Origin of the sequence: Xanthomonas sp. WHRI 10207, from assembly GCF_040202975.1 — a bacterium.
Lineage (GTDB): Bacteria > Pseudomonadota > Gammaproteobacteria > Xanthomonadales > Xanthomonadaceae > Xanthomonas.
On the sequence record NZ_JBEGDX010000001.1, the window covers coordinates 232682 to 256053 of the forward strand.

Below are 23372 nucleotides of genomic sequence, written 5' to 3' on the forward strand. Positions count from 1 at the left end.
AGGTTAGCTCTAGGCCGATCAGCATATTTGAGTATATGCCAATCGGCAGAATTGTTGGGGGTGCTTGATTTCGATACTGAGCTTGCCCGATGAGGCACCCACAACAACCTAACGGAGATTTTCCATGCGCCGCACCCTGTTCTCTTTGGTTCTGGCTCTGGCTGCCACCCCGGCGCTGGCCGGCGGTGTGATGCACTACGCAGACAAGGCCGCACTGCCGGCTGGCGGCGAAGAGCGCGAAGTCGCTGCGCTGTTCGACACCTGGAACGCCGCGCTGGCGACAGGTAACCCGCACAAGGTGGCCGATCTGTATGCACCGGACGGCGTGCTGCTGCCGACGGTCTCCAACGAAGTGCGCGCCTCGCGCGAGCAGATCGAAAACTACTTCGAACTGTTCCTGACCAAAAAGCCCAAGGGCGTGATCAATTACCGCACCGTACGTGTGCTCGATGACGACAGCGCGGTGGATGCCGGCGTCTACACCTTCACGCTGACCGACAAGAGCGGCAAGAAGAGCGACGTGCAGGCGCGCTACACCTTCGTCTACGAGAAGCGCGACGGCAAGTGGTTGATCATCAACCACCACAGCTCGGCGATGCCGGAAGTCGATACGCGTGCGGCGGTCGCCAAGGCCAAGTAAGCGCTGCATCGGCGGCGAGCGCCGGTCGGGCAGGCTTGAAAGCTGCTGCGGCCGGCGCCATCCAGCAGGCAATCCTCACGATTGCGGAGTTGCACCATGCTGGGAATCGGCGCCTTTAAACAACGTATGCCACGTCCGGGCGAGGCACTGCCAGGACGCGAGCAAGCGCTGCCGCTACACAACACGCACCTGATCAACGGTCACCCGTTGCGCGGGGAATTTACCGGCCTGGCCCAGGTGCAATTCGGGCTTGGTTGCTTCTGGGGCGCGGAACGCAAGTTCTGGAGCGCACCGGGGGTGTACACCACCGCAGTGGGCTATGCGGGCGGCGAGACACCCAATGCGACCTACGCCGAGGTGTGCTCCGGACAGACCGGCCATACCGAAGCGGTGTTGGTGGTGTACGACGAAGCATCGGCGTCGTTTGCGCAGTTGCTGCGCACGTTCTGGGAAAGCCATGACCCCACCCAGGGCATGCAGCAAGGCAACGATGTCGGCACGCAATACCGTTCTGCAATTTATTGCACTACGCAGGCGCAATACGACGCGGCACTTGCCAGCCGCGACGCCTATCAGCAGCAGCTGGATGCCGCAGGGTATGGCGCAATCACCACGGAGATCCGTTTCCCGGCGACCACGTTCTACTACGCCGAAGACGATCACCAGCAGTATCTCGCCAAGCACCCCAATGGCTATTGCGGGCTTGGCGGCACGGGAGTGAGCTGCCCGATCGGGCTGGATGCCTGACGGAAAGGCAGGCCGGATTGAAGCGCTGTCAACCACGTGATCGTGGCAGCGCGCCGATGGCCAATAGTGACCGGCAGCGTTATCACGATCAGGCAGCGCATGGGAGTGCATGCCAGGCAACTTGAATGGCTACGTCGGAGACGACGTAGCCATCTTTTTTTGTGCGGCGTGCGCAAGACGCGCTGCCGTCGCCTCGTGTGGTTGATAGGCAAACTGGCCAGCGGATCATTGCAGCCAATCGGTGCAATGCATCGGTGCGGCGAATCACAGCACTCAGTGGGTGCAACGCGCTGGGCGTGCTTGAATCCGTTGACTCAGACGAATTCGCCGGCAAACATGCCGCGCAGCTGCGCAAGCGTGTCGGTGCGTTCGGGATGCAGCAGACGCATGCAGGCCAGCGCAAAGCCGACCGGGCTGGTGCCGGGTGCGGTGATGACGCTGTCAGCGGTGACGACTTTCTCGTGGCGATACTGTGCGGCCCCGGCATAGGGCACCACATGTTCCTGCAAAAACGCCAGCGCGTTGCTGGTATGCGCGCGTTCGTCGAGTAGGCCTGCATACGCCAGCGCGATGGTGGCGCCGCAGATGGCGGCGACCGGTCGCTGGTGTTGCACGCGTTCGACCAAGAGACCGCTTAAGCCGGGGATTTCGCCTGCCTGCCAGCGCTCGCTGCCGGGCAGGATCCACAGGTCCGCGTCCAGCGGCGCCAGATCCGAGAGCGCGAATTCCGGAGCGATCCGCAGCCCGCCGATGGACTGCACCGGCTGACCATCGATGCTGGCAATGGCTACCTGATCGCCAAACCACTCGCGCGCCGCTGGCAGCACCACACCGATTTCCCAATCGGCCACACCATCGACCATCACCACTGCAATGTTTGCCATTGTCCGCTACACCAGTTGAGGTCTCTGGATTCTAGGCAGTGCGCGCGCGGCGATTGTAAGCAAGGTGTGCAGACGCGCAGGGGGCGGGCGGTATCGCGGCCTGGTCCATCGGCTGCTCGAACGGAGCTTGCTTGACAGATGCGCGGGGCGGCTGAGGATGGCCACGCTGTGCGAGGCACGCAGTGTCGATCAGATCCGTCGCGTTACCTGCGTTACCTCACTAGACCGCGTGGGCCAGCGCCAGAGAGGTGCGCGACGCAGCGGCATCGACTTGCGGGTGTTGTATCGGATACGCGGGAAGTCGTATTCGGCCGGGATTCCAAGCCCCGGTGCGACTGCCGCTGCAACCCCGAAAACGACAACGCCCGCAGCATCGGCCGCGGGCGTTGGTGGTCGCACTTGTACGTTAAGACAATCAGCCGGCCAGCTTGTCGGCGATGGTCTTGCGCAGGGCTTGCAGATCCTTGGCGAAGGTGTCGATGCCGCCGGCCAGCTTTTCGGTGGCCATGGGGTCGGCCGCCAGGTCGTTGGCGAAACTGTCGCTATTGATCGGCGTGATCTGCACGGTTTCGGCTTTGGCCGGGGAGAGCTTGCGCGGCAACTCGCCGTGTTCGGCGTCGAGCTTTTCCAGCAGATCCGGCGAGATGGTCAGGCGGTCGCAGCCGGCCAGCGCTTCAATCTGCGCGGTGGAGCGGAACGAGGCGCCCATCACCACGGTCGACGAGCCGCGTCGCTTGAACTCGTTGTAGACGGTGCGCACGAACACCACGCCCGGGTCTTCATCGATGTTGGCCGGGGTCTGCCCCTGGGCGACGTAGTAATCCAGGATGCGGCCCACGAACGGGGAGATCAGGAACACGCCGGCTTCCGCGCAGGCCAGCGCCTGCGAGTGGTTGAAGATCAGCGTGAGGTTGCAGTCGATGCCTTCGCGTTGCAGCTGACGGGCGGCTTCGATGCCTTCCCAGGTCGCTGCGATCTTGATCAGGATCTTGTCTTTGGACACGCCACGCTCGGCGTACATCGCAATGAACTTGCGCGCCTTGGCGATGGTGGCCTCGGTGTCGTGAGCCAGGTCGGCGTCCACTTCGGTAGACACGCGCCCCGGCACCAGTTCGGCCAGTTTGACGCCCACGCCGATGGTGAGACGGTCGGCGACCTCGTGGGTGGTGGCGGTGCGATCGTCGCCGCCGTGCTCGCGGCCCCAGGCCAGTTCGCGCTCGATCAGATCGGCATAGACCGGCAGGTCCAGCGCCTTCTTGACCAGGGTGGGATTGGTGGTGCAGTCGACCGGCTTCAGTCGCTTGATGGCGTCGTAATCGCCGGTGTCGGCAACAACGACAGACAGGTCGCGCAGTTGGGCAAGCTTGGAGGGGGATGCAGTCATGCGGGTTCTCTCGAATCGTGGAACGGGTCGGGGATGACGCAGCGCGCTACGTTAGCGCGCCGCGCGCTGGAAGTCGCCCGCGGCTGCGGGTTGATCGTGCACGGCGGTCACGCGCAGGCGCAGGTCGCGCCCGTCAGGCGTGCGCCAGTCGATGCTCTGGCCGACCGACAGGCCAAGCAGCGCACTGCCCACCGGCGCGAGCACCGAGATGCGGCTGTGCTGGACATCGGCTTCATGCGGGTACACAAGGGTGAGCGTATGCCGTTCGCCGTGCAGCTGGTCTTCGCATTCGATGCGCGAGTGCATGGTGACGACATCGCCGGGAATCTGGTCGGGCGGCAGCACACGTGCGCGGCCCAGTTCGTCGCTCAGCGCAGTGGCGGCGGGATGCTTGTTGAAGGCGGGGGAATCGAGCAAGGCCTCAAGCCGGGCGAGGTCGTGGCTGGAAACAAGGATGGATGGCGGCAAGCCGCTGTGGTGTTGGGAAGTCATGGCACTCTCCTGACGAATACGGCTCGCCAACATGGCAAGCGGCATCGACAAGATGAGGGCGCCGTTGGCCGATCCCAATACATGCTGCCCGGCGGAAACGTGCGGCGACTTGGGTCAGACCGACGTGGTTTTTTTTCAAGCCACTGGCGTTAACGCGGCGATCAAGCGAGCGCTGCGGTAGAGTTCTAAGGGCGCAGATGGCAGCATCAAATGCCTGCCCAGGTAAGCCAGACGGAGTGGCTCCACCGACGAATCTGCAGCCGAAGAAAAACACCAGCTGGAAAAAACACAAGGCGTCGCTTGCGCGCCGCCGATGTTTGTTGTCTACGACTGTCGCGCAAAGCGACCACAGCCATGAAACGCTTTTGCGATTCCCGATTCCCGATTCCCGATTCCCTAAGCCGCCACCGCCTTGGGGCCTGTCGCAGGCTGATCCAGCGTAAACAGGCTCTCCGGCAATTCCTTGAACAACTGCGACAGCTGCTCCAGGAAGGCGGTCATGGCCGAGCTGCGACGCCACGCCATGGCAATGCGACGGCTGGGTTGCTTGTCTTCGCGGAAGCGAATCAGGCGGATGTTTTCCGAGCGGGCGACCGGCGGCTTGACTGCCAGAAGCGGTAGCAGGGTGACGCCGACATTGGCAGCGACCATCTGACGCAAGGTTTCCAGGCTGGTAGCCTGGAACTCGGATTTCTCCAACGCGCCGGCCAGATGGCAGACATCCAGCGCCTGTTCGCGCAGGCAGTGGCCATCTTCCAGCAACAACAGGCGTTGTTCGGACAGATCGTCCAGCGTCATGCTGTCGTGGCGCGACAGCGGATGGCCTTCCGGGACTGCCAGCACAAAGGGTTCTTCGAACAAGAATTCTGCATGCAGCTGATCGTCCTGCAACGGCAGCGCCAGCAGCGCCGCATCCAGGCGGCCTTCGCGCAACTGGTGCATCAGTCGGTCGCTTTTTTCTTCGATCAACAGCAGCTCCAGCCGCGGAAACCGCTCGCGGATGCGCGGCACCACATGCGGCAACAAATAGGGCGCCAGCGTGGGGAAGATGCCCAGCCGCACGGTGCCCGCTTCCGGGTCCTGGCTGCGCCGCGCGGCTTCCTTCATCTGTTCCACTTCGGCAACGATGCCGCGTGCGCGCATCGCCGCTTCGCGGCCGGCCGGCGTCAGCATCACCTTGCGCGGCGCGCGCTCTACCAGCGGCACACCCAGCTCGTCCTCAAGTTTCTTGATCTGGGTGGACAGCGTCGGTTGACTGACGAAACACGCCGTCGCGGCACGGCCGAAATGCTTGTGGTCGGCCAGGGCTACCAGATACTTCAAGTCACGCAGATTCATGTGCAGCAGCCCTCAAGGCGGTGACGGTTAACGACTGACGCGTGATGCAGCTTAGCGCCCGGCGTGGCCGGGCGATGGCTGTCGTTGCGCTTATGCGGCCTGCGCAACGTTTTCGGCGCTGACCGGTGCGCTGGAGCGGATCAGGTGATCGAATGCGCTCAGTGCGGCCTTGGAGCCTTCGCCCATCGCGATCACGATCTGCTTGTACGGCACCGTGGTGGCATCGCCTGCCGCAAACACGCCCGGCACGCTGGTCTGGCCACGGTCGTCGACGATGATCTCGCCGCGCGGCGACAGCTCGACCGTGCCACGCAGGAACTCGGTATTGGGCAGCAGGCCGATCTGCACGAACACGCCTTCCAGTTCGATGTGCTGGCTGTCGCCGCCGGTGCGGTCCTTGTAGACCAGGCCGGTAACCTTTTGCCCGTCGCCCAGCACTTCGGTGGTCTGTGCGCTGGTGATGATGCGCACGTTGTGCAGGCTGCGTAGCTTGCGTTGCAGTACCTCATCGGCACGCAGCTTGTCGTCGAACTCCACCAGCGTGACATGCGCCACGATGCCGGCCAGGTCGATCGCCGCTTCCACACCCGAGTTGCCGCCACCGATCACCGCCACGCGCTTGCCCTTGAATAGCGGGCCATCGCAGTGCGGGCAATAGGCCACGCCCTTGTTCTTGTACTGGTCTTCGCCCGGCACGTTCATCTGCCTCCAGCGCGCACCGGTGGACAGGATCACGGTCTTGCTCTTGAGCGAAGCGCCATTGGCCAGCTTGATCTCGACCAGGCCATCGGCACCGGCCGGGATCAGCTGCTCGGCGCGCTGCAGATTCATGATGTCCACATCGTACTGACGCACGTGCTGTTCGAGCGCGGCCGCCATCTTCGGGCCTTCGGTTTCCTGCACGGAGATGAAGTTTTCGATCGACATGGTGTCCAGCACCTGCCCACCGAAACGCTCGGCGGCCACACCGGTGCGGATGCCCTTGCGCGCGGCATACACCGCTGCTGCCGCGCCGGCCGGGCCACCGCCGATCACCAACACGTCGAAGGCATCCTTGGCGGCGATCTTGGCGGCATCACGCTTTGCGGCATTGGTGTCGAGCTTGGCGACGATCTGCTCCAGCGTCATGCGGCCCTGGTCGAACAGCTCGCCGTTCAAGTAGACGGTAGGCACCGACATGATCTGGCGGGTTTCGACCTCGTCCTGAAACCATGCGCCATCGATGGCAACATGCTTGATGCGCGGGTTGAGCACGGCCGCCAGATTCAGCGCCTGCACCACGTCCGGGCAGTTCTGGCACGACAGCGAGAAATAGGTTTCGAACTGGTAGTCGCCATCCAGATGCTGCACCTGCTCGATCAGCTCGGCGGTGGCCTTGGACGGGTGACCGCCCACCTGCAGCAGCGCCAGCACCAGCGAGGTGAACTCGTGGCCCATCGGCAAGCCGGCAAAGCGCAGCGAGATGTCCTGGCCCGGCGTGTTCAGCGCGAACGAGGGCTTGCGCTGGTTGTCATCGCGGTGGACGTCCAGGCTGATCTTGTCCGACAGCAGCACCAGGTCTTCGAGCAGGTCGAGCATTTCGCGCGAGCCGTCGCTGTCGTCGATCGAGGCGTGGATCTGGATCGGGCGTGTGACCCGTTCCAGGTAGGCAGTCAGCTGGGTCTTGAGATTGGCATCCAACATGGAAAACTCCTGGGAATGGGCAAGGGGAGGGCGTGGCGTCGCTGCCGAAGGGCAGGTCGCCGGGGAAGGAAGGAGGTGAACCGCAGCCGGCGCGGGGTCGGGATGCGTGCTGGCGATGGCTGGCGGGCAGCCCGGCACCGGCTCCGGTTCACCCCCGGCCCGATGAACCGGGCCAGGGATGCGCGGCGGCTTAGATCTTGCCGACCAGGTCCAGCGACGGAGCCAGGGTCTTGGCGCCTTCCTTCCACTTGGCCGGGCAGACCTGGCCAGGATTGTTGGCCACGAACTGCGCTGCGGTCAGCTTGCGCAGCGTCTCGGTGACGTCGCGGGCGATCGAGTTGTCGTGGATTTCCAGGGTCTTGATCACGCCTTCCGGATTGATGATGAAGGTGCCGCGCAGGGCCAGGCCTTCTTCTTCAATGTGCACGCCGAAGGCGCGGGTCAGCTTGTGGGCCGGGTCGCCGATCAGCGGGAACTGCGCCTTGCCAACGGCCGGCGAGGTCTCGTGCCACACCTTGTGAGAGAAGTGCGTGTCGGTGGTGACGATGTACACCTCGGCGCCAGCCTTCTGGAACGCGGCATAGTTGTCGGCGGCGTCTTCCACTTCGGTCGGGCAATTGAAGGTGAATGCGGCGGGCATGAAGATCAGCACCGACCACTTGCCCTTCAGGCTGGCCTCGGTGACTTCGATGAAGTTGCCGTTGTGGTACGCATTCGCCTTGAACGGCTGGACCTGGGTGTTGATGAGAGACATTGAGTTTCCTCGTGCGATGAAAGGGGGGGCAGGGGATGGAACAGCCGCCATGGTAGGCAGGATCGATAGATTTCTCAAATCGATTAATGGAATTGCATAGATAGGTTTTGGCTATCGATATTGCAGACGGCATCTGGCGCTGCGGGTGGGCCGTTCCATCTCCGATAATGGTCGGCCGATGTTTCGCATGAGTGAATGACCCGTATGAGCGACGATCCTGCAGGCATCCCCGCCGAACAGCTGCTGCGGCAGGCTGCGCTGCGGATCGAGCGTGCCGATGCCGAGCCGCTGCTGCTGCATGCACTGGGCCGCGACCGCGCCTGGCTGTTCGCGCACGGCCGCGACCCGGTGCCGCCGACCATCGCGCAGGCCTTCGACGCCTTGGTGCAGCGGCGGCAGACTGGCGAGCCGGTGGCCTACCTGACCGGTTCGCGCGGGTTCTGGACCCTGGACCTGGCCGTCTCCACGGCCACGCTGATTCCGCGTGCCGACACCGAAGCGTTGGTCGAGCTGGCGCTGGAGCGGCTGGATCAGGCGCCCGGCCGACGCGTGGCCGATCTGGGTACCGGCAGCGGCGCGATCGCACTGGCGATCGCCAGCGAGCGGCCGCAGGCGCAGGTGATCGCCACCGACGCCAGCGCGGCCGCGCTCGCCATCGCCCAGCGCAACGCCGACAGCCACCGCCTATCGAACGTGGAGTGCCGGCTGGGCAGCTGGTTCGGACCACTGGCCGGCGAGCGCTTCGATCTGATTGCCAGCAATCCGCCGTATATCGCGGCCGGCGACCCACATCTTGCGCAGGGCGATCTGCGCTACGAGCCGGCCAGCGCACTGGCCTCCGGCAGCGACGGGCTGGACGACATCCGTTCGATCGTGGCCGATGCGCCCGGTCATCTGCGCGCAGGCGCCTGGCTGCTGCTCGAGCATGGCTGGGATCAGGGCGCGGCCGTGGCCGAGTTGCTGCGCACGCGCGGGTTTACGCAGGTGGCCACGCATCAGGATCTGGAACAGCGCGATCGGGTGACGTTGGGCTGCTGGGAGGAGGGCTCTACGCAGTAGTGCTGGCTGGTGCAGCGTCGCCGACGGTGCAGTCATTGCGCGCCGGCATGCGCAGCCTCACCTCGCCACGGGAAGACACCGCCGTTGGCTCCATCGTCGATCGCTACAATGCGGGTTTTCGCCCAGGACCGACGCATGCGCACGCTCTATCCCGAGATCACGCCCTACGAGCAGGGCAGCCTGAAGGTCGACGACCGCCACACGCTGTATTTCGAACAGTGCGGCAACCCTCAGGGCAAGCCGGTGGTGATGCTGCACGGCGGCCCGGGCGGCGGCTGCAACGACAAGATGCGGCGCTTCCACGACCCGGCCAAGTACCGCATCGTGCTGTTCGATCAGCGCGGCTCCGGGCGGTCCACCCCGCATGCCGATCTCACCGACAACACCACCTGGGATCTGGTCGCCGACATCGAGCGCTTGCGCACGCAGTTGGGCATCGACCGCTGGCAGTTGTTCGGCGGTAGCTGGGGCTCGACGCTGGCCTTGGCGTATGCGCAAACCCACCCGCAGCAGGTCACCGAGCTGGTGCTGCGCGGCATCTTTTTGCTGCGTCGTTTCGAGTTGGACTGGTTCTATCAGGAAGGCGCCAGCCGGCTGTTCCCGGATGCATGGGAGCACTACATCAACGCCATCCCGGCCGACGAACGCGGCGATCTGGTCGCCGCCTTCCATCGCCGCCTGACCAGCGACGACGAGGCCACGCGTCTGGCCGCGGCCAAGGCCTGGAGCGTGTGGGAGGGTGCCACCAGCTTTCTGCATGTGGACGAAGACTTCGTCACCGGGCATGAGGACGCGCACTTTGCGTTGGCCTTCGCACGTATCGAAAACCACTACTTCGTCAACAAGGGCTTCTTCGAGGTGGAAGGCCAGCTGTTGCGCGATGCGCACCGCATTGCCGACATCCCCGGGGTGATCGTGCATGGCCGCTACGATGTGGTGTGCCCACTGCAAAGCGCCTGGGATCTGCACAAGGCGTGGCCGAAGGCGCAGCTGCAGATCAGCCCGGCATCGGGGCATTCGGCCTTCGAGCCGGAAAATGTCGATGCACTGGTGCGCGCGACCGACGGGTTTGCTTGAGCGAGCCGGTCGGGCGCAGGCGAGTGATGTGCCAGCTCACGCTGGTGCATGACCCGTAGGAGCGTGCCCGCGCGCGATGAGGCGTTATCGATAACGCTTCCTCGCGCGCAGGCACGCTCCTACGGGGGTTGTTGTTTCAGCGTGGCAACAGCGCCTGGGCCAGCGGTGGCAGGATGCGCGCCAATCGATCTGCCCATGCCTGTTGCCCGGCGGTGTCGCCGATCAGGTCCTGGCGGATTTCCAGTTCCACATGCAGCAGGTCGCGGCCTTCGCCATGGACCGGGATGGCGTAGTCGGTGGCGTCGCTCACCGCATACGGTTGATTGTCGCCAACCACCAGGTCCGCTTCTGCGCGCAAGGCATCCAGCAAGCGATGCGCCAGTCGCGTGTCGCGGTGGTACAGCACGCCGGCATGCCAGGGACGCGCGTTGCCGGCCATCACCGGGGTGAAGCTGTGCATCGACACCAGCAGCGTCGGCTGGGCGCGCTGTGCGCGTGCATCCAGTTCGGCCGCGATGCGTGCGTGGTAGGGCGCGAAGATCGCATCGATACGTTGCTGGCGATCGGTGGCGGTCAACGCCAGGTTGCCGGGAATGGATGTGCCGTCGCTGATCTCCGGCATCCGGCTGGCCGCGCTATCGGGCCGGTTGCAGTCGATCACCAGGCGCGAATAGGTCTGGGTGATAGCGATGGCATCCAGCGCGTTGGCCAGCAGGCGGGTGACCTGTGCGATGCCGATATCCCAGCCGATATGGCGGTCCAGCTCCTGCTGCGGCAGGCCCAGATTTGCCAGCCGTGCGGGCACGCGCTGGCCGGCGTGATCGGCGATCAACAGCCACGGCGATGCCGCCTGCGCGTTGTGCACGGTGAACGCTGGCGGATCCTCGGGGCCAAGCAAGTGACCGGCAGCGGCATCAACCACGCGGCGTGCCATCCAGTGCGTGATCGACCAGATACAGCCCGGCCCACAACTTGGGATCCATCTGATAGCCCTCGGCCATCTTCTGCACCAGCCACGCGCCGACCTGCGCGCGCGGGATTTCGTGCACGGTGATGTCTTCGCTGGCATCGCCGCCGCCTGCGCCGACTTTGCGCAGCCCGGTGGCGCGCACGAACGCGATCTTCTCGCTGCTCGCGCCGGCCGAGGTGGGGCCGATCATCAGCACTTCGGCGTGCTCGGCGGTCCAGCCGGTTTCTTCTTCCAGTTCGCGGATCGCCGATAGCTCGATCGACTCATCGGCATGCACATCGCCGACCAGCCCGGCCGGCATTTCGATGGTGCGCGCTTGCAGCGGCACGCGAAATTGCTCGACGAACAACATCGCATCGTCCGGCGTCACCGCCACGATGATCGCGGCCAGGCCGCCGGCGTGCACGCGCTCGGAATATTCCCAGGTGCCACGCACGACCATGCGTTGGTACTTGCCTTCGTAAACCACGGTGGGCGGGGTGTCGTGTCGGTTCATGGGTAGGTGCCTTGAGACAGGGAAGCGGGAGGGGGCGGCAGTGCGGCGCCGTCGCACACGGCCAGCAGGCGGCGGCGCGTAAGCGGCCCGAAACGCAGGCTGTCGCATAACCCGATTAGCATGTCCGCATCGGCTTGCGTGCGCGTGAAGCCGGCGTCGGTCAAGCCGAGCGGTGCGTCCAATGCGATGGTGGTGAGCTGGCGCCATAACAACGCATGGTCGCGCTGTTCGCGCAGCCGCACGGCCATTTGCGCGGCGCCGCGCAAGCGCAGAAACGGGATCTCGTCAATGCGTTCCAGCAAGGCATCCAGGCTGCCGAAATGCGCCAGCAGCACGGCTGCCGATTTTGCGCCGATGCCGGTGATGCCAGGAATGTTGTCGATCGCATCGCCGCACAGCGCCAGATAGTCGGCAATCTGATGCGCATGCACGCCATGGCGCGCCTTTACCCCGTCCATGCCCCAGCGCAAGTTGCGCGCGTAATCCCACTGTTCGTCGTGCTCGAACAGCAACTGCGACAGATCCTTGTCGGCCGACACGATCACCCCGCGCAAGCCTTGCGCGCGCACGCTGTGCAAGGCGCTGCCGATCAGATCGTCGGCCTCGTACTCGCGGTGCGCCAGCACGCTCAGGCCCAGTGCCGCGCACAGTGCCTTGCAATGCGCAAACTGGCGCCGCAATGCATCCGGCGCCGGCTCGCGGTTGCCTTTGTAGGCTGGGTAGATGGCATGCCGAAAGCAGCTGTCCAACGCTTCGTCGAAGGCAATGGTGATGTACTGCGGGCGCTCGCGTTCCAGCAGGTCCAGCAGAAAACGCGCAAAGCCGTGCACCGCATTGGTCGGCCAGCCTTGCGCGTCCTGAAACTCGTCCGGGATCGAATGCCAGGCGCGAAACACGTACAGGCTGGCATCGATCAGATACAGCGGCTCCGGGCGCGGACCGCCCGGCAGCGCCGTGGCAATGGCACCCGGCAGCGTGCTCATGGGGTCCAGTCGCGCAATAAGACGCGCGGGTCCGGACGCTCGCGCTCGGGCACCTGCATGCGCGGTGTGCCGATATGGATGAAGCCGGCGATGCGCTCGTTTTCGCCCAGGCCCAGATAGCCGCTGACGGCCGGGTCGTAGGCCATCCAGGCGGTCAGCCACTGCGCGCCGAAGCCATGCGCCTGCGCGGCCTGCAGCAATGCAAAACACACGCAGCCGGCGGTGAGCAGCTGTTCCTGCTCGGGCACCTTGTGCTCGGGGCGCAGCGAGGCGATGACCACGATCGCCAACGGTGCGTCGCTGAAGCGGTTGCGGTCTTTCTCGACCGCCGCCGGCGGTGCCAGCGGATCGGCGGCTTGGGTGCGTTCGGCCAGAAAGTCGCCCAGGGCATGCCGCGCGTCGCCGCTGATGCGCAGGAAACGGAACGGCACCAGCTTGCCGTGGTCGGGCACCCGCACGGCCGATGTCAGCATGCGCAGCAAGGTGTCTTCATCCGGGCCGGGCTCGCCCAATTGTTTGGAGGGGACCGAACGACGCGCGTCCAGCGCCTGTAGCGAATACGGTGCATGCATAATTTGCGGTTCTGGGCGACGAATGCGTCAATTATAGACGGGCCCTTCCCAACGCCCGCCGCATGATGGCCGGCCGGGTGACGTCTGCTGCAACGGCATCGCTCCTTCCTGCCCGCTCCTTCAGCGTTGTCCGATGACCCAGTTCGTGTCCACCGATCCTCTGCCCAGCCGCAACCCGCAACTGCTCGATCAGGTGCGCGATATCGTGCTGGTGCCGCTGGCCGATGCGTTTATCGACGTGCAGGACGCGCTGGCCGAGGCGTTGTTCCGCCTGGCGGCCGATGCCGGCGCGGCCCAGAACGATTTCATGGAAGCCATCCAGGCCTTGCGGCAGCAGCGCGAACCGATCACCGCGCGCTTTCGCGGGCATCTGGCCAAGGCCTGGCAGGGCCTGGAGTCCGCGCGGCCGTTGTCGGCCGAGCGTAGCCTGGCACGCGGCGCTGCGGGGCTGACCCTGCTGCCCGAACAGGATCTTGAAGTCCGGCTGGCGGTGCGCAATCTGGCCGGCTCTTTGCAGCATCAATGGCGGCCGGAGCTGATGCGGCTCAATCGCTATCTGGGCTTCATCGCCGGCGGGCTGCGCATCGATGGCGACAGCAATCCGTTCGGCCCTGAGCACCTGGGCGTGGCGCTGTACGAGGCCTTCCAGGGCGTGACGCTGGCGGCGAAGGTGCATCTGGCGGTCATCAAGGTCTGCGAGCAGCAGCTGATGCCGCGCGTCGGCCAGCGCTACGCAGAGCTGGAACAGGCGTTGGCGCAGGTTGCCAGCCTGCGCGAGTTGCCGCAGGCGCGCCATCGCCGCGGCGGCATCCCGCGCCAGGGCAAGACCGGCAACGAGGACACCACCGAGACGCCGGACTGGATCGCACGGTTCTTTGCCGACTGGTCCGGCGGGCAGGGGGCATTGGTCGACGTCAAGGTGATCGACGTGCATCTGCGCAGCGGCCGCGAAGTGCTGCCGGCCGCGTTGCACCAGCGTTTGCAACAGGCGCGCCACCTGCGCGAGCCCGATGCCGGGCGGTTGGAGTCGGTCGCGCAGCGGCGGCTGTCGCCGCGTGAGGTGGTTTCGGCGTTGTCGCTGCTGCAGACCATGCCCGGCGCCGGGTTCGACAGCATCGACGACGGGCAGCGCGGCTTGCCGCACGCACTGCGGCAGCACCTCATGCGCTCGGCTGCCTCGCTTGGCGTCGACCCGGTCACCACCTGCCTGGACCCCAACGATGCCGATGCGCTGGACTTGATCGCGCTGCTGTTCGACGCGATTCTGGTGCAGAGCCAGCTTTCCGATGCGCAACGCCGCCTGCTGGGGCAGTTGCTGGTGCCGATGGCCAAGATGGCGATGCTCGACGGCCATCTGTTCGTGCGCGATGGCCATCCGGCGCGTCGTCTGCTCAATCTGCTGGTGGATGCCTGCGACGGCAATGGCGGCGAAAGCGCGGCCGAACAGGCATTGTTGGCGCAGGTGGAGGCGGCAGTCGTAACCGTCGTGCGCGACTTCGACGAGCATCCAGCGGTGTTCTTGGCGTTGGAAGCCGAGTTCGGCGCCAGTCATGAGCAGTACCGGCGACGCGTGGAGATTGCCGAGCGCCGCGCCAACGAATTGCAACGTGCCGAAGAACGCCGCGAACGCGCACGCAGCATTGCCACCCAGGCGCTGGCAGAGCGGCTGGCACGCGGATCGCTGCCGCCGGTGGTGGAGCACTTTCTCAGCCGCGTCTGGCATCCGAGCGTGCAACAGGCTGCGTTGCGCGCCGATGGCGCCGGCCCGGCCCTGGACGCCGCCATGGCAGTGGGCGACGCCGTGCTGGCGCAGCTGACGCCCGCGCGCAGTGACACCGGGCTGGATGCACAGCGTGCGCCGTTGCTGCAGGCGTTTGCGCTGGCCGGATTGGGGCCGCGCGAGGCTGAGCAGGCCTTGCAGGAATTGCTGCGCGCGCTGGCGCCCATGCCGGCTGCTGCCCATGCGGAAGCGCTTGCCCCCACCCTGACCGCATTGCGCCTGGTGCCCAGCCCCGCCGACCCGGTGGCAGAGCCGTTGACTCCGATGCTCGATGCGGGCGGGCAGGTGGAGTTCGACCGCATCACCGTTGACTTCTTTCGCGCCATGGCAATCGGCACCAGCCTGGACTTCGTCGACCGCGAAGGCCGTGTCCAACCGGGCAAGCTGTCGTGGATCAGCCCGATTTCCGGGCGGCTGATGTTCGTCAATCGGCGCGGCGGGCGGCTGTGCGTGTCCTCGCCGGAAGAGCTGGCCATGATGGTCTGGCTGGATCGCCTGCGCCTGCACCGTGAAGAAGACGCTTTCTACAGCGCGATGCAGGACGTGGTCGACGGGCTGGACGCGTCTGACCCCCCTCAAGGCTTAACCCCCGCAGGCGTATAACGGGTGCCGGCAGGCTCCACCGCAAGGTTGCGGGCTACGATGTCTCCTTGACACGCAAACCCTGGGCGGTCACGAGTAAAGTGAGAGCTGCGTCACACTTAACGAACGAGCGAAACGCCTACCATGCGAGGGCGGAATTTGGGGCCGCGTCTGTTTTTACTCGTTTGAATATTTTCACGCCTGCAGAGGCGGGGAGCCTTTGCGCATGACTTTTCAGCCCAGTCCGTCGGGACATCCGGGCCGTGACCAACGCTTGCTCGAGCAGGCGCACGACGTGTTCGTGCCCGCGCTGGTGCAGGTGTTTGCAGCTGCAGTCGCGCATTTCGATGATGTCCTGTTCGATCGCGCCGAATCCGCCGGCGCGTCACAGTTGCTGTTTCTCGATGGCATGCGCGAGCTGCGCCGCAAGCGCGAAGACGTGACCACCCAATTCCGCCAACAGCTGGAAGACGGCTGGCAGGCGCTGTTGCTCGGCACGCCGTTGTCGGCCGAAGTGGTACTGGCCGGCGACATGGGCACAGGCCCGCTCAGCCTGGTGCCCGAGCACGTACTCGAATCGCGGCTGGCAGTGCGCAACCTTGCCACCGTGCTGCTGCGCGATTTCAAGCAGGTGCTGGCGCGTGTCGACCGCCGCCTGGGCTGGATTGCCGGTGGCCTGGAACTGGTGGCTGACACCAATCCGTTCGGTCCGGAACATCTGGGCGTGGCGATCCACGAAGCGTTCGCCACCTGCGATCTGGCGCCGGAAGTGCGCCTGGTAGTGATCAAGCTATGCGAGCGCGACCTGGCTGAACCGATCGGCAAGTTGTATGCGCGTCTGGACGAAACTCTGGTCAAGGCCGGTGTGATGCCGGAAATTTCGCAGCCCAAGCGCCAGCCGCCGCGCATGCAGCCACGCGGCGAGACGCCCGAAGCGCGCGCGCAGGCCGACGCTTATGGCGGCGATGCCGAAATGGGCGGCGACGATCAGAACGACCAATACGCGCCAGCCTGGGCCAATCGCTTCCTGGACCGCTGGGCGCATAGCCGTGGGCGCATGCAGGCCGCTGCGCAACGCGGCCATGCCGATGGTGGCGGCGCTGGCGGCATGGAAGGCGAGGCCGATCATCCTGGCGGCAGCCAGGGCATGCTGCTGGATGCACTGCACGAACTGCTGCAGCAGACCCGTAGCGTGCGCGACAGCACGGCCTCGGCTGCGTCGGTGGCAGTGGGCCAGCAACGCCCGCTGAGCCAGCGCGAAATGATGTCGGTGCTGTCGTTGCTGCAGGCCACGCCCAGCGCAACGCTGCAGGCGGCCATCGGCGACGACAACGAATCACTTGCGCAGCGACTGAAGAACGAAGTGCTCAACAGCGCCACGCGTCTGGGCGTGGACCCGGCCACCGCAAAGCTGGACCCGATGGACGAGGATGCGATCGACCTGGTCGGCATGCTGTTCGACGTGATGCTGGACGAGCGCGATCTGGAAAACCGCTCGCGCGAGATGATCGGCCGGCTGGTGGTGCCCTTCGTCAAGGTGGCGCTGCTGGATCGCAAGATGTTCGTGCAGAAGACTCACCCGGCGCGGCGCCTGCTCAACTCGCTGGCCGAGGCCTGCGAGGGCAACAACGGCGACAGCGCCGCCGAGCGCGTGCTGATGGGCAAGGTCGAAGAAATCGTCGACCGTCTGGTGGCCGAATTCAACGAGAACCTGGCGATCTTCCTGACCCTGGAAGAAGAGTTTCGCGACTTCCTGTCGCAGCACCGCCGCCGTGTGGAAATTGCCGAGCGCCGCGCCACCGAAACCCAGCGCGGCCAGGAAAAACTGGAGCTGGCGCGCAACCGCGCGCTGGCGGAGCTGGAGCAGCGCGTGCTGTCCGGTGCGCCGTTGCCCAAGGCGGTGGAAGACTTCCTGCGCCAGCCGTGGCTGCATCACCTGACCATGGCGATCCTGCGCGACGGCGACGAAGGTCCCGGCACGGTCGAGGCATTGGCGCTGGCCGATGGCGTGCTGGAAGAACTGAGCGAGGCGCGCCGCCACATCATCGGCAAGCCGTGGCTGCAGGTCTGGCAACCGGCGCTGCATCGCGTGTTCGCCAGCGTTGGCCTGCATGGCGACGCGGTGGTGGTAGCGATCACCGCATTGCACGACACCTTGCAAGCCATCGCCGAGGCACGCCCGGAGCTGGAAAAAGCCTTGCCGGAACTGCCGCAGGTCAACCTGCCGCCGCCAGCGGCCGAAAGCGTCAGCGTAGTGCTGGGTGCCGAAGCGGTGGCGCAGAGCATCGACAGTGCCGACGCCGAACGGTTCCGTGCGATGGACATCGGCACCTGGCTGGATTTTGTCGACAAGGACGGCAAGGTGCAGGCCGGCAAGCTGTCGTGGGTCAGCCCGATTTCGCAGCGGCTATTGTTCGTCAACCGCCGCGGTGTGCGTTTCTGCGTCGCCTCGCCGGAAGAACTGGCGGTGATGGTGCGGCTGGGGCGCCTGCGCGAACACATCAACGACGGCGCGTTCGACAGCGCGATGCAGGGCGTGATCGACCGGCTGGATCCGCTGCACAACAACGGCACGGTGCACTGAGCGATTGCATCGATTGCGCAGCGCTGTCGCTGCGCGACGGAGGCTGTGTCGCTTCCTTCGGCGAGCGTGTTTTGAAGAATGGATGTGCGTCGCTGGCGCGACCATCGCGAGGGTCTTGCTGTGCCGGCGTTTGGGCTCCTGGAGTCGTCGGGCTCCTGCGGCAGACGCCGGATGTTTGCGGCGTCGTGGCGGTTCGGATGGCCAGGCGACTCTTTCGAAGTGACTCATCGGCAGGCGCGGAATCATTGCAGCAGCAAGCGCGACGTGTGCTGCCTTGTCGCGCAATACGTAAGCGCTGCATTTGCGATCGGATTGCGCAACACGCTTGGAGCGGCTAACAAAACGTAGCGAGCAGTCGCCAGGTGGGTGTGGACGGCACGGAGGAACCGGAGTGTACGCGTGGTACATGCGGCACAGGGCACCGGCCGCGCCCGCTTGGCGGTGAGCACAGTCCTTTTCTCAGCCGCTCTTAACCGACGCATTGCCCTGACGCCTGCACTCCGGCAACTACGCCCGCGATGACTGCATCCCAGAGCGCAGTCTTCAGCGCGATGCCGGGCCGATGAACTCCAGCGCCCGCGCGATCACCGAGGCGTGATCGACCATGCGGTTATGGCCCAGTCCTTCGGTACTGAACAGTTGCGCGCCTGGCCAGAGTGCGGCAAAGCGTGCGCCTTCTTCCCACGGCGTCTCGCGGTCGCGGCGGTCGTGGATGATCAGCGCCGGGCGATCGAAGTGCGACAGGTGCGCGGTCGCATCGAAGTCGGCAAAACACTTGCCGGTGAGTTGGATCAGCCAATTTTCGAACGGCGCGAATGCGCCGGGTGCGATGCCGAAGGCGCGGAACTGACGTTGCGCGCTGGCGGCCGGCGCCACCAGCGGGGCGATCAACACATAACGGGCCGGACGCCAGGCCGGGTCGTCGGCAAACACCACCGAGGCTGCACCCAGCGAGTGGCCGATGAACACCGCAGGGCGGCCGAAGCGCTCGCCGATCTGGCGCAGTATCTTGACGAAATGCGGCATGTTGCTGATCTTGCCGCTGCTCAGGCCATGTGCCGCCTGGTCGAACGCGAGCACCGCATAGCCAAGTGCGCGCAGCTGCGGTACCCAGGCCGCAAAGCGCAGGCCGTAGCTGGCCCAGCCATGCGACAGCAGCACATACGGCTGCTGCGCGGGGTCGCCCCATTGGTAGACGGCGATGTCGATGCCGTCGATGTGCAGGGTTTGCTGCTGCACATCGGTCAACGTCGCGGCGATGGTGGCCGCCTGCCGACGCCCTGCCGCACCCGGGGTGACGAAACGGCGCGCCAGAGAGCGGCCCGTCGGGCCGGGGGCCAGGCGACTGACTGTGCGCATCAGGCCGCGGAGCAGCCGCGCACGCAATTTGGCGATGGACGAGCTCATGGGGGAGTCCTTGTGGGGAGGGCGCGTCGCACATCTTGTCGCCGACAAGATGCGACGCAAGTCTGCCGATTGAATCTTGTCAGCGTCAAGATGATCTGCTCCACTGAGCTCCCGATAAACGAAGCCGCCATGTCGCGATCAGACGTTCCTGCTGGCTATCACCACGGCGATCTGCCGGCCGCATTGCGTCGCGCTGGCTGGGAGCTGGTCGGCGAATCGGGCGTGCGTGGGCTGACCTTGCGCGAATGTGCGCGCCGCGCCGGGGTCTCGCATGCCGCACCCGCGCACCACTTCGGCTCGCTGGACGGGTTGTTGGCGGAAGTGGCGGCCGATGGCTACGAACGCATGCTCGTGCGCATCCACACAACCCAGCAGGAACTTGCCAACCCGCTGCTGGGCTGTGGACTGGGCTACTTGCGATTCGCCATCGACTATCCGCAGCAGTTCCGGCTGATGTTGGGCCTGGACCTGCGTTCGCGCAGCCTGCCACGGCTGCTGCAGGCCAGCGAGGCAGCCATGGCCTGCCTGCGCGACACGGTGCGCACACAGTGGAGTGCCCGTCACGGCAGCGCGCCAGACGCCGAGCTGCTGGAACAACGCACCCTGCTGGCGTGGAGTGCAGTGCACGGCTATGCGTCGCTTGCGATCGACCGCAAGCACGACGCCTTGCGCGCGTTTGCGCCGGAACTGGTGTTTGCCCCGTTGCTGCATGCGGTGCTTGAACCCTGAGGCGCGATCTGCGGGGAAAACGCGGTACGGGTTGACGTGCGGCCTAGCCGACAGCCAGCGCAGCACACGTGCCAGGCGCCGCGGCCACGCTCTGCTAGCATCGCCGCACTGAGCGCGAGACCGGAGCAACCCATGGCTGTGCAGGTGCTGGTGCTGAAAGAACAGGCAGCGGGCGAACGCCGGGTGGCGGCAACGCCGGAAACGGTCAAGAAGCTGGTCGCGCTTGGCGCCAGCGTGTGGATCGAGCCGGACGCCGGCCGCGCCAGCAGCATGGACGATGCGGCGTATCTGCAGGCCGGTGCGCAACTTGCCAGCGCACACACGCTTGATCAGGCCGACATGCTGCTCTGTGTGCAGGCACCGCCGACCGATGTCTTGCTGTTGTGCAAACCGCAGACGGTGGTGATCGGCATGCTCGCACCCGATGCCGACCCGGCGCGTGCGCAGGCATTTGCCACGCGCGGACTGGTCGCGTTTCCGCTGGAGCGCCTGCCGCGCACCACGCGTGCGCAATCGATGGACGTGCTGAGTTCGCAGGCCGGCATGGCCGGCTACAAGGCCGTGTTACTGGCCGCGCAACTGGCGCCGCGGTTCTTCCCGATGCTCACTACTGCCGCGGGCACGATGCGCCCCTGCAAGGTGGTGGTAATCGGTGCGGGCGTGGCCGGCTTGCAGGCGATCGCCACGGCCAAACGGCTGGGCGCGCAGGTGGAAGGTTTCGATGTGCGCCCGGAAACCCGCGAGCAGATCGCGTCCCTGGGCGCGCGCTTTCTGGATCTGGGCGTCAGCGCTGCCGGCGAAGGCGGCTACGCACGCCAACTCACCGACGACGAACGCGCCGAGCAGCAGCGCCGCCTGGCCGAGCATCTCAAAGGCGTGGATGTGGTGGTCTGCACTGCGGCCGTGCCGGGGCGACCAGCGCCAAAGATCGTGACCACGGAGATGGTGCAGGGCATGCGCGCCGGCAGCGTGATCGTGGATCTGGCTGCGGAAACCGGCGGCAATTGCGCGGCCACGCGTCCGGGCGAAACCGTCGATCTCGATGGCGTGGTGGTCGCCGGGCCGCTCAACCTGGCAAGCCAGGGCGCGGTGCATGCCAGCGAGATGTTTGCGCGCAACGTCTACGCATTCGCCGCGTTGTTGATCAGCGACGGTGCGCTGTCATTCGACTGGGACGATGAGTTGCTGGCGAAGACGCGTTGGTCGGCCACACCGGCGGCCTAGCGCGCTGCGTGCGTGCGCGCAGTGGCTGTTCGACCTGTCGCTTGCGCGCGATGGAGGTGACCGTCAAGCCTTCATCGCACGCCGTCGCGTTGCTGCGCCGCTAGTGCGGCGGCGTTCAATCGTCCGTCGGCGGGTGGTCGCGTAACCAGGCGCTGCGTTCGGCCGGGCTCATCTTCTGCCAGCGTTGTTGCAGCTCATTGCGCTGTTGCGGGTTGAGCGCGCGCATGCGGTCGAACAAGGCCTTGGCTTCGCGGCGCTGGTCCGGGCTCATGTTGCGGAAGCGGTCCATGCCGGCCTTGGCCTGCTTGCGCTGTTCGGGAGTCATGTCCAGCCAGCGACTGGCATGCCGGTACATGCGCGGACGTTCTTCGGGCACATCGTTCCAGCGCTCGCGCAGCGCATCGATCAGCACCTGGCGCTGTTGCTGGGTCAGCTTGTCCCACTCCGGCATCGGCGTCTCGTTGCGTGGGCCTGGGCCATGCGGGCCGTGTCCGTCCATCGGCGGTGGCCCCGGCGGGCCCGGCGGCGGGCGATCCTGCGCCAACAGCGACGCGCACGGCCCGGCGCAGAGCAGCAGGGTCAACAGCAGGCGGGTGGTGCGGGTCATCGTGCTCATTCCATTGCCAAAGCGGTATCGGACCCGAGCCAGACATACAGGTCGGGGTTCTGGGTCAGCAGGTCGTCGGTGTCGGTGCCGGCGCTGTTGCCGGCCACTGCCTGGGTTGGCGCGACGCTTGTGGGTGCAGTGTCGCCCGGTCGCAGTTGCAGGCCGATAGCGACGGCCAGCAGACCCGAACAGGCGGTGGCCAGCAACCAGTAACCGCGGCGTGGACGCGGCGCCGACGCGTGGCGTGCCTGGCGCAGGCGTGCCAGGGTCTGCGGCGGCAGGCTGGTGAGCGCGGCGGCGTGCAGTTGGCGCAGTTGCGCATCGAACTGGGCCGGATCGTGGGAGCGGTTCACAGGAAATCCTCGAACTGTTTTTGTAGCGCGTCGCGCGCGCGCGACAGGTGAGTTTTGACCGAGCCTTCGGAGCAGCCCATCGCCTTGGCGGTGGTGGCCACATCCAGGTCTTCCAGTACGCGCAGCGTGAACGCCTCGCGCTGGCGCGCCGGCAGGCTACGCAGCGCCTCAACCAGCCGTTGGTAGGCCTGCTGATGTTGCTGCGCGCCGACCGGGCCGATGCCGGGGTCGGCCCACTCGATCGGGCCTTCATCATCGGCGTGCTCGGCCGGTGCCCAGAATTTCAGCCGGAACGTGCGGCGGCGCTGCAGGTCGATGATGCGGCTGCGCAGGATGCTCCAGAACAACGGCGTCCATTCCTCGGCCGGCCGTTCACGGTAGCCGAGCAGCTTGACCATGGCGTCCTGCACGGCATCCAGCGCGTCTTCGCGGTGACGCAGACCGGCCTCGGCAAAACGGAACGCACGCGGACCGATGCCCGCCAAAAATGCGTCCAGCGACACCGGGACGGCGGCGGCCGTTGTAGAAGGCTGCGGATCGAAAGGGGTTCCCACCAGCACAGCGTAGCTTCCGCGAAGACGATACGACGTCAACGGCCCAGCGCCGATTCGGTTGACATGCCCGATGCGTGGGTATGATCGGCGGGCCGCACCGGCCAGTGGAGCGAAAGACGATGAGCGACGGGTTCGTAGCGCTGTACATCTTCATGCTGGCGGCCATCGCCGGCCACGTGATCATCTCGCGGGTGCCGGTGATCCTGCATACCCCGCTTATGTCCGGCTCCAACTTCATCCACGGCATCGTGCTGATCGGCGCGATGGTGGTGCTTGGGCATGCCGACACCACGCTGGAAAAAGCGCTGGGGTTCGTCGCGGTGGTGCTGGGCGCGGGCAATGCGGCCGGGGGTTACGTGGTGACCGAGCGGATGCTGGACATGTTCAAATCCAGCAAGCCGGATCCGGCCAAGCGCGACGCGAAAGATTGAACGTACGGCGCCTACGCATCGCATCGCAGCGGTGCTGGCCGC

The 23372-nt window shown here is 65.8% G+C and carries 23 protein-coding genes and 1 other RNA gene; 9 read left to right on the plus strand and 15 right to left on the minus strand.

Annotated elements, in window-relative coordinates; all coding sequences use genetic code 11:
* Positions 1–124: 124 nt before the first annotated feature.
* Positions 125–640, plus strand: coding sequence for an SgcJ/EcaC family oxidoreductase (locus ABQU90_RS01000; protein WP_323521732.1), 516 nt, complete (start codon positions 125–127; stop codon positions 638–640).
* Between the two features lie 96 nt (positions 641–736).
* On the plus strand, positions 737–1387 hold the full coding sequence (gene msrA, locus ABQU90_RS01005) for a peptide-methionine (S)-S-oxide reductase MsrA (RefSeq protein WP_323521733.1): 651 nt from the start codon (positions 737–739) through the stop codon (positions 1385–1387).
* A gap of 314 nt (positions 1388–1701) precedes the next feature.
* On the opposite strand, the gene ABQU90_RS01010 is transcribed toward msrA, so the two are convergent.
* The 6 genes from ABQU90_RS01010 to ahpC form a co-directional block, all read right to left on the minus strand.
* Entirely contained in the window at positions 1702–2271 is a 570-nt protein-coding gene (locus ABQU90_RS01010; protein WP_323521734.1) for a type 1 glutamine amidotransferase family protein, read from the minus strand.
* Between the two features lie 415 nt (positions 2272–2686).
* On the minus strand, positions 2687–3655 hold the full coding sequence (gene tal / locus ABQU90_RS01015) for a transaldolase (RefSeq protein ID WP_323521735.1): 969 nt from the start codon (positions 3653–3655) through the stop codon (positions 2687–2689).
* A 51-nt stretch (positions 3656–3706) separates the two neighbouring features.
* The gene (rnk, locus tag ABQU90_RS01020) at positions 3707–4147 is read right to left on the minus strand and encodes a nucleoside diphosphate kinase regulator (RefSeq protein ID WP_055851460.1); all 441 of its coding nucleotides are present in this window, start codon (positions 4145–4147) and stop codon (positions 3707–3709) included.
* 396 nt (positions 4148–4543) lie between these two features.
* The gene (locus ABQU90_RS01025) at positions 4544–5485 is read right to left on the minus strand and encodes a LysR substrate-binding domain-containing protein (RefSeq protein WP_055851233.1); all 942 of its coding nucleotides are present in this window, start codon (positions 5483–5485) and stop codon (positions 4544–4546) included.
* 90 nt (positions 5486–5575) lie between these two features.
* Positions 5576–7168, minus strand: a complete 1593-nt coding sequence (gene ahpF, locus ABQU90_RS01030) for an alkyl hydroperoxide reductase subunit F (protein WP_323521737.1) — start codon at positions 7166–7168, stop codon at positions 5576–5578.
* 190 nt (positions 7169–7358) lie between these two features.
* Entirely contained in the window at positions 7359–7922 is a 564-nt protein-coding gene (gene ahpC, locus ABQU90_RS01035) for an alkyl hydroperoxide reductase subunit C (RefSeq protein WP_011036070.1), read from the minus strand.
* A gap of 204 nt (positions 7923–8126) precedes the next feature.
* On the opposite strand from ahpC, the gene prmC reads away from it, so the two are divergent.
* A complete protein-coding gene (gene prmC / locus ABQU90_RS01040; protein WP_323521738.1) occupies positions 8127–8981 on the plus strand; it encodes a peptide chain release factor N(5)-glutamine methyltransferase in 855 nt (284 codons plus the stop codon).
* A gap of 135 nt (positions 8982–9116) precedes the next feature.
* Positions 9117–10058, plus strand: coding sequence for a prolyl aminopeptidase (gene pip / locus ABQU90_RS01045; RefSeq protein ID WP_323521739.1), 942 nt, complete (start codon positions 9117–9119; stop codon positions 10056–10058).
* 136 nt (positions 10059–10194) lie between these two features.
* Here the strand turns inward: pip and ABQU90_RS01050 are convergent, their stop codons facing one another.
* From ABQU90_RS01050 to ABQU90_RS01065, 4 genes are read right to left on the minus strand one after another with little or no spacing between them, the layout of a single operon-like run.
* A complete protein-coding gene (locus ABQU90_RS01050; protein WP_323521740.1) occupies positions 10195–10992 on the minus strand; it encodes an N-formylglutamate amidohydrolase in 798 nt (265 codons plus the stop codon).
* Positions 10973–11524: an NUDIX hydrolase gene (locus tag ABQU90_RS01055; protein WP_005988855.1), complete on the minus strand. Its 552-nt coding sequence runs from the start codon at positions 11522–11524 to the stop codon at positions 10973–10975. The genes ABQU90_RS01050 and ABQU90_RS01055 overlap by 20 nt, the downstream gene beginning before the upstream one ends.
* The gene (locus ABQU90_RS01060; protein ID WP_323521741.1) at positions 11521–12507 is read right to left on the minus strand and encodes a 5'-3' exonuclease; all 987 of its coding nucleotides are present in this window, start codon (positions 12505–12507) and stop codon (positions 11521–11523) included. Before ABQU90_RS01060 ends, ABQU90_RS01055 begins: the two co-directional genes overlap by 4 nt.
* Complete coding sequence (locus tag ABQU90_RS01065) at positions 12504–13079, minus strand: nitroreductase family protein (protein WP_323521743.1); 576 nt, start codon at positions 13077–13079, stop codon at positions 12504–12506. Before ABQU90_RS01065 ends, ABQU90_RS01060 begins: the two co-directional genes overlap by 4 nt.
* Before the next feature lie 133 nt (positions 13080–13212).
* On the opposite strand from ABQU90_RS01065, the gene ABQU90_RS01070 reads away from it, so the two are divergent.
* Positions 13213–15462: a DUF1631 domain-containing protein gene (locus ABQU90_RS01070; protein ID WP_323521744.1), complete on the plus strand. Its 2250-nt coding sequence runs from the start codon at positions 13213–13215 to the stop codon at positions 15460–15462.
* A gap of 205 nt (positions 15463–15667) precedes the next feature.
* Positions 15668–18025: a PacR family protein gene (gene pacR, locus ABQU90_RS01075; protein ID WP_323521745.1), complete on the plus strand. Its 2358-nt coding sequence runs from the start codon at positions 15668–15670 to the stop codon at positions 18023–18025.
* A 332-nt stretch (positions 18026–18357) separates the two neighbouring features.
* On the opposite strand, the gene ABQU90_RS01080 is transcribed toward pacR, so the two are convergent.
* Positions 18358–18433, minus strand: a non-coding RNA gene (locus tag ABQU90_RS01080) — sX9 sRNA.
* 135 nt (positions 18434–18568) lie between these two features.
* Complete coding sequence (locus tag ABQU90_RS01085; RefSeq protein WP_323521746.1) at positions 18569–19432, minus strand: alpha/beta hydrolase; 864 nt, start codon at positions 19430–19432, stop codon at positions 18569–18571.
* 129 nt (positions 19433–19561) lie between these two features.
* Here ABQU90_RS01085 and ABQU90_RS01090 point away from each other — a divergent pair, with 129 nt between their 5' ends.
* Both ABQU90_RS01090 and ABQU90_RS01095 read left to right on the plus strand, forming a co-directional pair.
* On the plus strand, positions 19562–20161 hold the full coding sequence (locus tag ABQU90_RS01090) for a TetR/AcrR family transcriptional regulator (RefSeq protein WP_323521747.1): 600 nt from the start codon (positions 19562–19564) through the stop codon (positions 20159–20161).
* A 132-nt stretch (positions 20162–20293) separates the two neighbouring features.
* Positions 20294–21385, plus strand: coding sequence for an NAD(P) transhydrogenase subunit alpha (locus tag ABQU90_RS01095; RefSeq protein ID WP_323521748.1), 1092 nt, complete (start codon positions 20294–20296; stop codon positions 21383–21385).
* Between the two features lie 115 nt (positions 21386–21500).
* On the opposite strand, the gene ABQU90_RS01100 is transcribed toward ABQU90_RS01095, so the two are convergent.
* From ABQU90_RS01100 to ABQU90_RS01110, 3 genes are read right to left on the minus strand one after another with little or no spacing between them, the layout of a single operon-like run.
* The gene (locus ABQU90_RS01100) at positions 21501–21992 is read right to left on the minus strand and encodes a DUF3106 domain-containing protein (RefSeq protein WP_055851463.1); all 492 of its coding nucleotides are present in this window, start codon (positions 21990–21992) and stop codon (positions 21501–21503) included.
* Positions 21993–21997: 5 nt separating this feature from the next.
* Positions 21998–22345: a hypothetical protein gene (locus tag ABQU90_RS01105; protein WP_055851274.1), complete on the minus strand. Its 348-nt coding sequence runs from the start codon at positions 22343–22345 to the stop codon at positions 21998–22000.
* Positions 22342–22905 (minus strand): RNA polymerase sigma factor, encoded by a 564-nt coding sequence (locus tag ABQU90_RS01110; RefSeq protein ID WP_323521750.1) that lies wholly within the window; start codon positions 22903–22905, stop codon positions 22342–22344. Before ABQU90_RS01110 ends, ABQU90_RS01105 begins: the two co-directional genes overlap by 4 nt.
* A 113-nt stretch (positions 22906–23018) precedes the next feature.
* Here ABQU90_RS01110 and ABQU90_RS01115 point away from each other — a divergent pair, with 113 nt between their 5' ends.
* Positions 23019–23330, plus strand: coding sequence for an NAD(P) transhydrogenase subunit alpha part 2 (locus tag ABQU90_RS01115; protein ID WP_055851467.1), 312 nt, complete (start codon positions 23019–23021; stop codon positions 23328–23330).
* The last annotated feature ends 42 nt before the right edge of the window (positions 23331–23372 follow it).